Annotated in this window: 13 protein-coding genes; all 13 read right to left on the bottom strand. The window is 72.7% G+C overall.

Annotated elements, in window-relative coordinates:
* Positions 1–5 precede the first annotated feature (5 nt).
* On the bottom strand, positions 6–938 hold the full coding sequence (locus ACUP6Y_RS10965; protein ID WP_462556237.1) for a MinD/ParA family ATP-binding protein: 933 nt from the start codon (positions 936–938) through the stop codon (positions 6–8).
* A gap of 260 nt (positions 939–1,198) precedes the next feature.
* Positions 1,199–2,587 carry a dihydrolipoyl dehydrogenase family protein gene (locus ACUP6Y_RS10960; protein WP_462556235.1) on the bottom strand — a complete coding sequence of 463 codons (1,389 nt, stop codon included), beginning with the start codon at positions 2,585–2,587 and terminating at the stop codon, positions 1,199–1,201.
* A 28-nt stretch (positions 2,588–2,615) separates the two neighbouring features.
* Positions 2,616–3,023 carry a transcription antitermination factor NusB gene (gene nusB, locus ACUP6Y_RS10955; protein WP_462556233.1) on the bottom strand — a complete coding sequence of 136 codons (408 nt, stop codon included), beginning with the start codon at positions 3,021–3,023 and terminating at the stop codon, positions 2,616–2,618.
* On the bottom strand, positions 3,023–3,589 hold the full coding sequence (efp, locus tag ACUP6Y_RS10950) for an elongation factor P (protein WP_462556231.1): 567 nt from the start codon (positions 3,587–3,589) through the stop codon (positions 3,023–3,025). Before efp ends, nusB begins: the two co-directional genes overlap by 1 nt.
* A gap of 63 nt (positions 3,590–3,652) precedes the next feature.
* Positions 3,653–4,129 (bottom strand): type II 3-dehydroquinate dehydratase, encoded by a 477-nt coding sequence (locus tag ACUP6Y_RS10945; protein ID WP_462556229.1) that lies wholly within the window; start codon positions 4,127–4,129, stop codon positions 3,653–3,655.
* Positions 4,126–5,226, bottom strand: coding sequence for a 3-dehydroquinate synthase (aroB, locus tag ACUP6Y_RS10940; RefSeq protein ID WP_462556227.1), 1,101 nt, complete (start codon positions 5,224–5,226; stop codon positions 4,126–4,128). The genes ACUP6Y_RS10945 and aroB overlap by 4 nt, the downstream gene beginning before the upstream one ends.
* Positions 5,223–5,738, bottom strand: a complete 516-nt coding sequence (locus ACUP6Y_RS10935; RefSeq protein ID WP_462556225.1) for a shikimate kinase — start codon at positions 5,736–5,738, stop codon at positions 5,223–5,225. The genes aroB and ACUP6Y_RS10935 overlap by 4 nt, the downstream gene beginning before the upstream one ends.
* Complete coding sequence (gene aroC / locus ACUP6Y_RS10930) at positions 5,735–6,913, bottom strand: chorismate synthase (protein ID WP_462556223.1); 1,179 nt, start codon at positions 6,911–6,913, stop codon at positions 5,735–5,737. The genes ACUP6Y_RS10935 and aroC overlap by 4 nt, the downstream gene beginning before the upstream one ends.
* 24 nt (positions 6,914–6,937) lie before the next feature.
* Positions 6,938–7,636 (bottom strand): A24 family peptidase, encoded by a 699-nt coding sequence (locus ACUP6Y_RS10925; RefSeq protein WP_462556221.1) that lies wholly within the window; start codon positions 7,634–7,636, stop codon positions 6,938–6,940.
* Between the two features lie 9 nt (positions 7,637–7,645).
* On the bottom strand, positions 7,646–8,452 hold the full coding sequence (locus ACUP6Y_RS10920; protein WP_462556219.1) for a shikimate dehydrogenase: 807 nt from the start codon (positions 8,450–8,452) through the stop codon (positions 7,646–7,648).
* Between the two features lie 10 nt (positions 8,453–8,462).
* Positions 8,463–9,614: an endolytic transglycosylase MltG gene (gene mltG / locus ACUP6Y_RS10915; RefSeq protein WP_462556216.1), complete on the bottom strand. Its 1,152-nt coding sequence runs from the start codon at positions 9,612–9,614 to the stop codon at positions 8,463–8,465.
* On the bottom strand, positions 9,607–10,077 hold the full coding sequence (gene ruvX / locus ACUP6Y_RS10910) for a Holliday junction resolvase RuvX (protein WP_462556214.1): 471 nt from the start codon (positions 10,075–10,077) through the stop codon (positions 9,607–9,609). Before ruvX ends, mltG begins: the two co-directional genes overlap by 8 nt.
* A complete protein-coding gene (gene alaS / locus ACUP6Y_RS10905; protein WP_462556708.1) occupies positions 10,074–12,755 on the bottom strand; it encodes an alanine--tRNA ligase in 2,682 nt (893 codons plus the stop codon). The genes ruvX and alaS overlap by 4 nt, the downstream gene beginning before the upstream one ends.
* Between the last annotated feature and the right edge of the window lie 8 nt (positions 12,756–12,763).

Genomic DNA, 12,763 nt, shown 5'->3' with positions numbered 1-12,763 from the left:
ACCTCTCACAACGCCGTCGCCATCGCCGCACACGCCCGCAACCACGACCGCCGGGTGTCGGCGGAGAGCTGGGCGTAGGGCACGACCGAGCCGGAGACCAGCGCCGGGTCGTAGGGCACACGGTAGACGCCGCGGGTGCGCTGCTCGTAGACCTGCACCAGGTCGCGCGCGAGCGCCGCGTCGACCTGCGGGCTCGGGTCCGAGAGCACGGTGATGGTCTTGTACTTGAGGTTCTCGTGGCCGGCGTCCTGCAGCGCGTCGAGCATCCACAGACCGCTGTAGCCGGTGTCCTCGCGGACCGTGCTGGTGACGACGAGGAGGTCGGCGGCGCCGGCCGCCGCCAGCCAGTTCTCGGCCCTCAGGTTGTTGCCGGTGTCGACCAGCAGCACCCGGTAGAAGCGCTCGAGCAGCGCATGGACCTCGGCGAAGTCGTCGGCATGGATGACGCCGGTGACGTCAGGCCGCTCGTCGGAGGCGAGGACGTCGAAGTGCGCGTCGCCCTGGGAGCGCACGAACGCGCCCAGGTCGCCGATCCGCGACTGGTAGACGTCCTTGAACCGGCCGAGGTCCTCGAGCAGCTCGCGCGTGGTGTTGCGGTGCGAGCCGCGCGCGCCGCGCATCCCCAAGGTGCCGCGCGTCTCGTTGTTGTCCCACGCCACGACGCCGCCGCCGCGCACCGTGCCGAAGGTGTAGCCGGCCGCCAGTACCCCGGTCGTCTTGGCCGCGCCGCCCTTCGGGTTGACGAAGGCGATGGTCCGCGGGCCGTCGAAGTCCTTCTGGATCGCGGCGCGGTCGGCCTCGTAGGACCGCTCGGCCGCCCCCATCGCCGGCTTCACCAGCCCACCGCTCCAGCGGCGCACCCGCCCGCGCCAGCCCCACGTCGCCGGCCCGGCCGTGGTCTCTCGGTCGCGGCGGTCGAGGAAGTCGGTGGCGGTCATGAAACGCCGTGGCTCCGGCACAGGTACGGCGACCGGCGGAGCGGCCGGGGGCGGAGGAGGCGCGACCGGAGGAGGCACGACCGAAGGGGGTGCGGCAGGAGGAGCTGCCGGCGGCGGACCCGGCGACGGCGGCGGTCCGACGGGCGGCGGCCCGAGCGGGTCGGTCAGCGGGTCGAAGAGGGGGTCGGTCGACGAGTGACTCACGGGTACCTCCGAGATAGGCAGCGCTCGCCCGCCAACCTACCCCGGCGGCGCCGCGGTCAGGACACGGCCGACAGCGCGGTCTCGATGACCCGGTGGAAGGTCGGGTAGGCGAAGTGCATCCCGCGCAGTGTCACGAGCGGCACCTCGGCATGCACCGCGGTCACCAGCATCCCGATGATCTCGCCACCGGCCGGTCCGACGGCGGTCGCGCCGACCAGGACGCCGCGGTCGAGGTCGACGACCACCTTGACCAGCCCGTCGTTGCCGATCTTGTGCAGCCAGCCCCGGCTGGACTCGGGCAGCGGAGCGGTGCCGACGCCCACGCGGATGCCCGCCTGCCGAGCCTGATCCTCGGTCATCCCGACCGAGCCGACCTCCGGGTCGGTGAAGGTGGCACGCGAGACGGCGCGGTAGTCGGCCCACGGTCCGTCCTCGCCGGTGAGGTCGCGGATCGCGACGTTCGCCTGGTACATCGACATGTGGGTGAAGGCGCCCTCGCCGGTGATGTCGCCGATCGCCCACAGGCCCTCGGCGCCCGCGACCCGCATCCGCTCGTCGACGTCGATCACCCGTGCGCCGGCGTCGAGCCCGACGGTGTCGAGGCCCACGTCGCCGAGATTGGTACGACGCCCCGCGGCGACCAGCAGCGCCTGGGCGCCGATCGACGTACCGTCCGCGAGGCCGATGCTGAACGCGCCCTCATGGCTGACCGCGGTGACGCCCACCCCGGCCCGGACGGCGATCCCCTCCGCGCCGAGGGCCGCGGCCACGACACCACTGGCCTCGGGCTCCTCCGGACCGAGGATCCGCTCGCCGGCCTCGACGACGGTGACCTCGACCCCGAACCGCGAGAAGGCCTGCGCCAGCTCGCATCCGATGGCGCCGCCGCCGAGCACGACCAGCGAGGACGGCAGCTCGCGCAGCCGGACGGCGTCCCGGTTGGTCCAGTACGGCGTGTCGGCGAGGCCCTCGATCGGCGGGACGGCCGGCTCGGTGCCGGTGTTGAGCACCACGCCCCGTCGAGCGCTGACGGCGACCTCGCCATCAGCGGTGGCCACCACGACCCGGCCGGGCCCGGCGAGCCGGCCGTGCCCGCGCACGAACCGCGCGCCGGCCTGCTCCAGCCGCTCGACCGCGACGGTGTCGTCCCAGTCGTCGGTGGCCTCGTCGCGGATCCGGTCGGCGACCACCGCCCAGTCCGCGTGGACGTCCGCGGTACCGGCCAGGGCGGCCACCCGGCGCGCCTCGGCGAGCGCGTCGGCGGCGCGGATCATCATCTTCGACGGGATGCACCCGAAGTAGGGGCACTCGCCGCCGACGAGGCGTCGGTCCACCCCGACCACGGCGAGCCCGGCTCGGGCGAGCGACGCGGCGAGGTGCTCACCGCCGGGCCCGAGCCCGATGACGACGACGTCGGCTTCCAGGGCGTCCAGCGTGTCCGGCATGGCCCCCACACTGGCACGAGGGTGGTCGTCAGACCAGCGTCGCCTTCTTGCGCTGGATCGCGCCGAGCACGCCGTTGACGAACGCCGGCGAGTCGTCGGTCGACAGCTCGCGGACCAGGCCCATGGCCTCGGTCACGGCGACGGTGTCGGGGACGTCGTCGGCCCACAGCAGCTCCCAGACACCGATCCGGAGCACGTTGCGGTCGACCGCCGGCATCCGGGCCAGGCTCCAGTCGGTGGAGAACTCCTCGAGCACCTCGTCGATCCGCGCGCAGCGCTCGCTGACGCCGCGCACCAGCTCGGAGGTGTAGGGGTTCGCCGGGGGCTCGCCCTCGGCGATCACCCGCGCGAGCGCCTCGGCGCCCGTCTCGCCGCGCAGGTCGGCGGCGTACAGGACGTCGAGGGCGCGCTTGCGAGCCTTGGTCCGGGCTCCCATCAGCCCTTCACACGGCTCAGGTAGGAGCCGCCCTCGCGGGTGTCGACCTTGATCCTCTCGCCCTGCTCGATGAACAGCGGGACCTGGATCTCGGCGCCGGTCTCGAGCGTGGCGGGCTTGGTGCGGCCGGTGGCGGAGTCACCGACGACGCCGGGCTCGGTGTAGGACACGACGAGCTCGACCGAGGCCGGCATCTCGATGAAGAGCACACGGCCCTCGTTGGTGGCCAAGATGACCTCCTGGTTCTCCAGGAGGAAGCCCGCGGCGGTGCCGACGATGGCGGGATCGACCTCGAGCTGGTCGTAGTCCTGCACGTCCATGAAGACGAAGTTGGTGCCGTCGTTGTAGAGGTACTGGAACGAGCGGCGGTCGACCGTGGCGGTCTCGACCTTGGTGCCGGCGTTGAAGGTCTTGTCGACGTTCTTGCCGGACTCGACGTGCTTGAGCTTGGTGCGGACGAACGCGGGTCCCTTGCCCGGCTTCACGTGCTGGAACTCGACCACCTGCCAGAGCTGGCCCTCCAGGTTCAGCACCATGCCGTTCTTGAGGTCGTTCGTGGTTGCCATGCGCCAGCCTTCTGTCGAGATGTCCAAAGATCGAGGCCCCAAGCACAGGGCCAGCACTCGATTCTAGTGGGCACCCCGGGCTGCGATGAATTCGAGTGCCTGCCGGTAGCCGTCGATGCCCTTCCCGGAGACGGTGGTCGCGGCGTACGGCTCGACGTACGAGGTGTGCCGGAACTCCTCGGGACGCTCCTTGGGCTCGGAGATGTGGACCTCCACCAGGGGTGCGCTCAGCTGGGCGCAGGCGTCGTAGATCGCGAGCGAGTAGTGGGTCCAGGCGGCGGCGTTGAGTACCACGGGGATGTCGTCGTCGGCCGCGCCGTTGAGCCAGTCGAGCAGCTCGCCCTCGTGGTTGGTCTGGCGCACCTCGACCTCGAGCCCCAGGTCGCGGCCCCAGCCGACGCACAGCTGGGCGAGCTCCGCGTGGGTGGTGTGACCGTAGATCTCGGGCTGGCGACGACCCAGGCGCCCGAGGTTGGGGCCGTTGAGCACCAGGACCCTGCGAGACGATCGCTGCGCGATCTCCTCAGGGACCCGGGTCATGCGGCACCTCCCGACAGCGCGTCGTACGCCGCGCGCAGGTCGTCCTCCGCCGGCCCGGCCAGCACGACGGGCCGGGCGAGGTCGGCCAGCACGACGAAGCGCAGCTGGTTGCCGCGGGCCTTCTTGTCGACGCGCATGGTGGCGAGCAGGGTGTCGAAGTCGGCGCCACTCCACGAGGTCGGCAGCCCGACCCGGCCGAAGGCGGCGCGGTGGCGCGCGACGACGTCGGGCGCCAACCCTCCGGCCCGGGCCGCGAGCTCGGCGACGAAGACGCACCCGATCGCGACCGCCTCGCCGTGCCGGATCGAGTAGTCGGTGGCCTTCTCGATCGCGTGGGCCAGGGTGTGACCGTAGTTGAGGACCTCGCGGCCGGGGTGACCGTCGACTCCCCCGGTCTCCTTGAGGTCACCGGCGACGACCGCGGCCTTGACCCGGATCGCGCGCTCGACGAGCTCGCGCAGCACCGGCGAGTGGGGGGTCAGCGTGTCGGGATCGGTCTGCTCCACCAGCTCGAGGATCCGCGGGTCGGCGATGAAGCCGCACTTGACGACCTCGCCGAGGCCGGCGACGAGCTCGGCGCGCGGCAGCGTGTCGAGCAGCGCCAGGTCGCACAGGACGCCGGCCGGCTCGTGGAAGGAGCCGACCAGGTTCTTGCCGGCCGGCGTGTTGATCCCGGTCTTGCCACCGACGGCGGCGTCGACCATCGCGAGCACCGTGGTGGGGACGTGGACGACCGCGACGCCGCGCAGCCAGGTGGCCGCGACGAACCCGCCGAGGTCCGTGGTCGCGCCGCCGCCGAGCGTGACCACGGCGTCGGAGCGGGTGAAGCCTTCCTCGCCGAGCGACTCCCAGCAGGCCGCGGCGACCTCCCAGCCCTTCGCCTCCTCGCCGTCGGGCACCTGGAGCACGATCACGTCGAGGCCGTCGAGCAGGTCCGCGAACGGCTCCAGCAGATCCTCCAGCGACTCGGGCGTGATCACCGCGACCCGCTGGACGCCGGTGGGCAGCAGGCCACGGAGGCGGTCGAGGACGCCGTGGCCGACCACGACGTCGTACGGCGCCGCGGTGGGCACCGGGATCACGGTGGGCTCGCTCACGCGGCATCTCCCTGGAGGGCGGTGACGATCTCGGCGGTGATCTCGACGGGCTCGCGCCCGTCGGTGTCGACGGTGATCCGGGCCAGGCCGGCGTAGACCGGGGCGCGCTCGTCGAGGAGCTGCTTGACCCGGGCGCGCACGTTGCCGAGCAGCAGCGGGCGCCCGGAGCCCAGTCCGACCCGCTTGACGGCGTCGGAGAGACCGACACGCAGGAACACGACCCGGTGGTCGGCGAGCAGCGCCCGCGTGGCCGGGTCGAGGACCGCGCCGCCGCCCAGGGACAGCACGCCGTCGTGGTCGGCCAGCGCCTGCGCGACCGCGACCCGCTCGAGCGCCCGGAAGCTCGCCTCGCCGTCCTCGACGAAGATGTCCTGGACGGACTTGCCGTGCTGGGCCTCGATCAGCTCGTCGGTGTCGGCGAAGTCGACGCCGAGCCGCTCGGCCAGCAACCGGCCGACGGTGGTCTTGCCGGCGCCCATGGTGCCGATCAGGACCGCACGCGGTCCCGTCACTTGAACCGCAGGGTGTCGAGGTACGACTGCACGTTGCGCCGGGTCTCCTGCACGGAGTCGCCGCCGAACTTCTCCAGCACCGCCTCGGCGAGCACCAGCGCGACCATCGCCTCGGCGACGATGCCGGATGCGGGGACCGCGCAGACGTCGGAGCGCTGGTGGTGGGCGACCGCCTCCTCGCCGGTGGCGAGGTCGACCGTGCGCAGCGCCCGCGGGACGGTCGCGATCGGCTTCATCGCCGCGCGGACGCGGAGGATCTCGCCGGTGGTCATGCCGCCCTCGGTGCCGCCGGAGCGACCCGACACCCGGCGCAGGCCCTCCTCGGTCGGGACGATCTCGTCGTGCGCGAGCGAGCCCGGCGTCGCGGCGAGCTCGAAGCCGTCGCCGACCTCCACGCCCTTGATCGCCTGGATGCCCATCAGCGCGCCGGCCAGGCGCGCGTCGAGGCGGCGGTCCCAGTGGACGTGGGAGCCGAGGCCCGGCGGCAGGCCGTGGACCACGACCTCGACGACGCCGCCGAGGGTGTCGCCGTCCTTGTGGGCCTGGTCGATCCGCTCGACCATGAGCTTGGAGCCGTCGGCGTCGAGGCAGCGCACCGGGTCGGCGTCGAGGTGGACGACGTCGTCGGGCGTCGGGAGCTCGCGCGACGGCGTACGGACGCCGCCGATCTCGAGCACGTGGCTGACGATCCGCGCGCCCGTGGCCTGCTCGAGGAAGTTGCTGGCCACCCGGCCCAGCGCCACCCGGGCCGCGGTCTCGCGCGCGGAGGCGCGCTCCAGGATCGGGCGGGCGTCGGCGAAGTCGTACTTCTGCATGCCCGCGAGGTCGGCGTGGCCGGGCCGCGGGCGGGTGAGCGGGGCGTTGCGGGCCTGCGCCTCGAGCACGGCGGGGTCGACGGGGTCCGCCGCCATCACCGTCTCCCACTTCGGCCACTCGGTGTTGCCGACCTGGATCGCGACCGGGCCGCCCTGGGTGCGACCGTGCCGGACGCCGCCGGTGATGGTGACCTCGTCGGCCTCGAACTTCATCCGGGCGCCGCGGCCGTAGCCGAGACGACGACGGGCGAGCGAGTCGGAGATGTCATCGGTCGTGACCTCGACGTGGGCCGGCAGGCCCTCGAGGATCGCGACCAGGGAGGGGCCGTGGGACTCCCCCGCGGTCAGCCAGCGCAACATGGGCACCAGTCTCCCACGGTGGGTTCAGCCGCCGAGGACCTGTCCCACGACGACAGCGACCAACCCACCCAGCACGAGGAACGGCCCGTACGGCACCCGCCGGCCGATCATCGTGCCACGGCGCCGCAGCGGCACCATCCCCACGACGCCGAGGACCGCGGCCGCCACGACGGACACGACCAGGACACCGGCGCCGAAGGGGCCGAGCGCGATGCCGAGCAGCGCGCCGAGGCGCACGTCGCCGCCGGCCATGGCGCGTGGGCTGATCAGCCTCATCAGCCCGTAGTAGCCGCCCAGCCCGACGAACCCGATCAGCCCCCACAGCGCCACCCGCGGCTCGCCGACGATCAGCGCGACCACGCCGACCAGGAGCCCGGCACCGAGCCAGGAGGGGCGGATCAGGCGGGACGGGAGGTACCAGGTGACATAGTCGATCACGGTCAGCGCACAGCACACCGGGACCAGGGCGAGCAGCCACAGCAGCGCCCAGCCCCACCCGATCACCAGACCCAGCACGCCGCCCGCGAGCCCGCACCCGACGGCGCTGCGCAGCCGCAGGCCGGGCCGGGCGGCGAGCTCGGCGAACGGGACATGGTCCGGGTAGTCCTCCGGGTTCTCGGCCGGGTCGTGCTCCGGCTCGGGGCACAGCGCGATCAGGGTGGGGACGAGCAGCCCGCTCGCCGCGCCGATCAACACGCCGACCAGTGCCGGCACCCATTCCATGGCCGAAACCTACCGAGCCGCGAGCGCCGCTTCGCCCGCCGAGCGCATGGCGTCGAGTGGCCCGTCCTGCCCAGTGAACATGCCGAACTGGAGCACCGCCTGGTGGATGAGCAGGTCCAGGCCGGAGACGACAGTGGCCCCCGTGTGCAGGGCAGCCGCGACCAGGGGCGTGGGCCACTCGTTGTAGGTCACCTCGAACACCACATCCGCCGGGAGCACGCGCCCGACCAGCTCGGGCGTCTGGGCACCGACGGGCACGGTCGACACCACGACGTCACCGCCCGCACCAACGGCGCCGAGTGATACGACGTCGACCGACGGCGCCGCGGGGTGGCGGCGGATCGCCTCGACCGCCTCGGCCGCGTTGGCGGGGTTGCGGGCCGCGACGGTGATCGCGCCGATCCCCAGGTCCACGAGGGCGAGCCCGACGCTCGCGGCCGTCGCCCCGCCGCCGAGGATCGTGGCGACCGACAGGGTCCCGGTGAAGCGCTCCCGGATCGCCGCCGCCGCACCCGGCACGTCGGTGTTGTCGGCGAACCAGCCCTTCCCCCGGCGAACCAGGGTGTTGGCGCCGCCCGCCAGCACGGCGAGCTCGGAGACCTCCTCGGCCAGCGCCAGCGCCTCCCGCTTGAGCGGCGCGGTCACGGACAGGCCGCGCCACTCGGGACCGAGGCCGGCCACGAAGCCGGCCAGTCCACCGGCGGGCACTCGGACGGCGTCGTACGTCGCGTCGATGCCGAGCGCGGCGTACCCGGCGCCGTGCAGGGCGGGCGAGAGCGAGTGGGCGATCGGGTCGCCCAGGACCGCGCAGCGCATCAGACGACCATCAGCAGGCGTCGGAGGTCTTGCAGTACTCACGCAGCCGCTCGGTGGCGGCGTTGTGCTCGGCCAGGGTCGTCGAGAAGACGGTCTCGCCGGTCTTCAGGTTGACCACGACCCAGTACAGCCACGGTCCGTCGGCCGGGTGCAGCGCGGCGTCGATGGTCGCCTCGCCCGGGTTGCCGATCGGGCCCGGCGGCAGGCCGGTGCGGGCATAGGTGTTGTACGGCGAGTCGATGTCGCGCTGCGTCGAGGTGGTCCACACCTCGCCGGAGAGCCCGTTGGCGTACGCGACCGTGGCGTCCGACTGCAACGCCATGCCCCGTTCGAGCCGGTTGTAGATCGCGCGGGCGACCTTCGGGTAGTCCTCGGTGCGGTTGGCCTCGAACTCCAGCATGCTCGCGACGGTGAGCACCTCGTGGGCCGTCAGGCCGACGTCCTGCGCCTGGGCATCGAGGTCGAGGTCCTCCATGACCGACTGCCCCTTGGCGACCATCGCGGCCAGGATCGACTGCGGGGTGTCGGTCGGGGTGATCGTGTACGTCGCCGGGAACAGGTAGCCCTCCGGGTTGCCGGCCGCGGAGGCGGGCAGGCCGAGGGCGGCCGGGTCGGCCAGCACCGCCTGGAACTGCTTGGCCTTGAAGTCGGTGTTCTTGGCCAGGATCTTGACGATGTCGGAGGTGCGCTTGCCCTCGGGGATGGTCACCGTGTCCTGCGCGATCTGCGAGGGGTCGACCAGGATCGCGACGACGTCGGCGGCCTTCATCTCGCTCTTGAGCAGGTAGGTGCCGGCCTGGATCTTGGTGGACCGGCCGTCCTTGGCCGCGGCATCCACGAAGGCCTCCGAGGAGGCGACGACGCCGAGGTCCTCGAGCTCGGCACCCATCGAGGAGACCGACTGGCCGGGGTCGATGACGAAGGTGACCTCGCCGCTGCCCGGCCCGGCGAAGTCCTCGGGCCCGGCGAACATGTCCTTCACGTCCGAGATCGCGCCGCGCGCGAACCAGGCGACGATGCCGCAGAACAGCACCACGACGAGCAGCATCGGCAGGCACCCGCCCCGACGACGCCTCTCCGCCCGCCGCCGGCCGCCGGCCGACGTACCGGGGAGCAGGTCGTGACCTGTGTCCTCGACCTGCTCGGGCAGCGGCTCAGTCATGCGTCTCCTCGTGCGTGGGGCTCACCAGCTCCCCCGCAGGGGTGCCGGTCGCGCGTTCTGCATCCAGCGCCTGCTGGAGGATGACGACGGCCGCGACCTGGTCGACCACGGCTCGGCGCTTCGCTCCCTTGCGCTGGTCGCGCAGCATAGCCTCAGCCGTCACCGTGGTGAGTCGCTCGTCGACCAGGCGCACCGGGACGGGGTCGATCCGACGCGCGAGCCGTACGGCGAACTCGCGGGTCTTGAGGGCCGCCGGCCCCTCCCCGCCGCCGAGCGAGCGGGGCAGCCCCATCACGACCTCGACGGCGTTCTCCTCGGCGAGGATCTGGTGGATCCGGCGCAGGTCGCCCTTGCCTCGGCGCACCGTCTCGACCGGCGTGGCGAGCACGCCGGACGGGTCGCTGCGAGCGACGCCGATCCGGGCGTCGCCCGGGTCGACGCCGAGGCGGACGCCGTGTCTCACGCCGACGCGACCGCCGCGGTCACGGCAGCCAGGGCCTCGTCGATCCGGGACACGTCGGTGCCACCGCCCTGCGCCAGGTCGGCCTTGCCGCCGCCCTTGCCGTCGAGGAAGGGCGCCGCCGCGCGGACCAGGTCGCCGGCCGCGAGGCCGCGGGCCTGGGCCGCGTCGTTGAGCGCGGCCACGATCGCCGCCTTGCCGTCGGCCGCGCCGATCAGCACGACGGCCGCCGGGGCGTCGCCGGCGAGCCGGGCCCGGACGTCGGTCGCGAGGGTGCGCACGTCGCCGCCCGCGGCGCCGTCGAGCCGCTGGGCGACCAGGCGCACGCCGTTGACGTCGCTCGCACCCTCGGCGAGCGCGGCCCCGCCGGAGAGCAGCTGGGCGAGGCGGATCCTGTCGATCTCCTTCTCCGTGTGCTTGAGGCGGTCCATCAGATCGCCCACCCGGCCGACGATGTCGCCGGGCTGGGTCTTGAGCAGGGTGGAGAGCTGGCCGACCACGTCCCGCTCCCTGGCGAGATAGGAGAAGCCCTCGACTCCGGTGAGCGCCTCGATGCGGCGGTTGCCGGAGCCGACGCTGGCCTCGCCGGTCACCACGATGGTGCCGATCTGGCTGGAGTGGTCGACGTGCGTGCCACCGCAGAGCTCGCGCGACCACGGGCCGCCGATCTCGACGACGCGGACCTTGGTGTCGTCGTACGTCTCGCCGAAGAGGGCCAGCGCGCCCCAGTCCTTGGCCTCGCTCAGCGTCATGTACTGCCACCCGACCGGAAGGTCCGCGCGCAACGCGTTGTTGGCGACCTGCTCGATGTCGTGGACCTGCTCGGACGAGAGCGCGCTGAGCCAGCCGAAGTCGAGACGCAGGTATCCGGGCCGGTTGTAGGAGCCGGACTGCAGCGCCGTGGGGCCGAGCACCTCGCGCAGCGCGGCGTGGATGACGTGGGTGCCGGAGTGCGCCTGGCGGGCGCCGATGCGCCACTGCGGGTCGACCTTCGCGTGCAGCACCGACGCGTCGGCGGGCAGCTCGCCGTCGACGACGCGGACCTGGTGGACCACCAGCCCGCGGACCGGGCGCTGGACGTCGAGCACCTCGAGCGCGCCGCCCTCGAACTCGATGATGCCGGCGTCGGCGACCTGGCCGCCCGACTCGGCGTAGAACGGAGTGCGGTCGAGGACCAGCTCGCCGATCTCGCCGTTGCCGAGGCTGCCGACCGCGGCCCCCTCGCGCAGCAGTGCCAACGGCCGGGACTCGGTCTCGAGCGTCTCGTAGGCCAGCCACTCGGTCGGGCCGTTGGCGTCGAGGATGGCGCGGTAGACGCCGGTGTCGGCGTGCTGGCCCTTCTTGGCGCGCGCGTCGGCCTTGGCCCGCTCGCGCTGCTCGGCCATCAGCTGCCGGAAGCCCGGCTCGTCGACGCTCAGACCCGCCTCGGCGGCCATCTCGAGGGTCAGGTCGATCGGGAAGCCGTAGGTGTCGTGGAGCGCGAACGCCTTGTCACCGGGGATGGTGGTGGCGCCGGACTGCCTCACGTCGCCCGCGGCCAGGTCGAAGATCTGGGTGCCTGCCTGGAGCGTCTTGCGGAACGCCTCCTCCTCCGCGTAGGCCACCTGGGCGATCCGGTCCCAGCCGGAGACCAGCTCGGGATAGCTCTCCCCCATCTTGTCGCGGGAGACCGGCAGCAGCTCGGGCAGCGAGGGGTCCTGGTAGCCGAGCAGGCGCATGTTGCGCACCGCGCGGCGCAACAGGCGGCGCAGCACGTAGCCGCGGCCCTCGTTGCCGGGGGTCACGCCGTCGCCGATGAGCATCAGCGAGCTGCGGACGTGATCGGCGACGACCCGGAAGCGGACGTCGTCGACGTGAGCGTCGCCACCGGGTGCGCCGTACTTCTTGCCGGAGAGCTCCATGGCCTTCTCGATCACGGGGAAGACCGTGTCGATCTCGTACATGTTGTGCTTGCCCTGGAGCAGGTACGCGACCCGCTCCAGGCCCATGCCGGTGTCGATGTTCTTGCTCGGCAGCGGGCCCGCGATGTCGAAGTCGTCCTTCGCGCGGACGGCGCTGAGCTCCTCCTGCATGAAGACCAGGTTCCAGATCTCCAGGAACCGGTCCTCGTCGGCCTCGGGGCCGCCGTCGGGGCCGAACTCGGGGCCGCGGTCGATGTAGATCTCGCTGCACGGGCCGCCGGGACCGGGGACGCCCATGTTCCAGTAGTTGTCCTTGAGCCCGCGCGGCTGGATCCGCTCGTCGGGCAGGCCCGCGATCCGCTTCCAGGCGTCGCGCGCCTCGTCGTCCTCGGGCAGCACGGTGACCCAGATCCGCTCGGGGTCGAAGCCGAAGCCGCCGTCGGCCTGGGCGTTGGTGATCAGCTCCCAGGCGTACTGGACGGCGCCCTGCTTGAAGTAGTCACCGAAGGAGAAGTTGCCGTTCATCTGGAAGAACGTGCCGTGCCGGGTGGTCTTGCCGACCTCCTCGATGTCGAGGGTCCGCACGCACTTCTGCACGCTGGTCGCCCGCTGGAACGGCGGCGTCTCCTGGCCCAGGAAGTAGGGCTTGAACGGCACCATGCCGGCGTTGACGAAGAGCAGGTTGGGGTCATCGAGCAGCAGCGACGCCGACGGTACGACGGTGTGGCCGCGCCCCTCGAAGTGGGCGAGGAACCGGTTGCGGATCTCCGCGCTGCTCAGGTACTGCT

The sequence above is a fragment of the Nocardioides sp. S5-5 genome, assembly GCF_054954065.1.
This window is presented reverse-complemented; position numbering and strand designations above follow the sequence as displayed.

Coding starts and splice junctions, on each gene's coding strand:
- ACUP6Y_RS10925 (WP_462556221.1), bottom strand. CDS start 7,636: ATGGAATGGGTGCCGGCACTGGTCGGCGTGTTGATCGGCGCGGCGAGC.
- ACUP6Y_RS10945 (WP_462556229.1), bottom strand. CDS start 4,129: ATGACCCGGGTCCCTGAGGAGATCGCGCAGCGATCGTCTCGCAGGGTC.
- ACUP6Y_RS10920 (WP_462556219.1), bottom strand. CDS start 8,452: ATGCGCTGCGCGGTCCTGGGCGACCCGATCGCCCACTCGCTCTCGCCC.
- aroC (WP_462556223.1), bottom strand. CDS start 6,913: ATGTTGCGCTGGCTGACCGCGGGGGAGTCCCACGGCCCCTCCCTGGTC.
- efp (WP_462556231.1), bottom strand. CDS start 3,589: ATGGCAACCACGAACGACCTCAAGAACGGCATGGTGCTGAACCTGGAG.
- mltG (WP_462556216.1), bottom strand. CDS start 9,614: ATGACTGAGCCGCTGCCCGAGCAGGTCGAGGACACAGGTCACGACCTG.
- ACUP6Y_RS10965 (WP_462556237.1), bottom strand. CDS start 938: ATGACCGCCACCGACTTCCTCGACCGCCGCGACCGAGAGACCACGGCC.
- ACUP6Y_RS10960 (WP_462556235.1), bottom strand. CDS start 2,587: ATGCCGGACACGCTGGACGCCCTGGAAGCCGACGTCGTCGTCATCGGG.
- nusB (WP_462556233.1), bottom strand. CDS start 3,023: ATGGGAGCCCGGACCAAGGCTCGCAAGCGCGCCCTCGACGTCCTGTAC.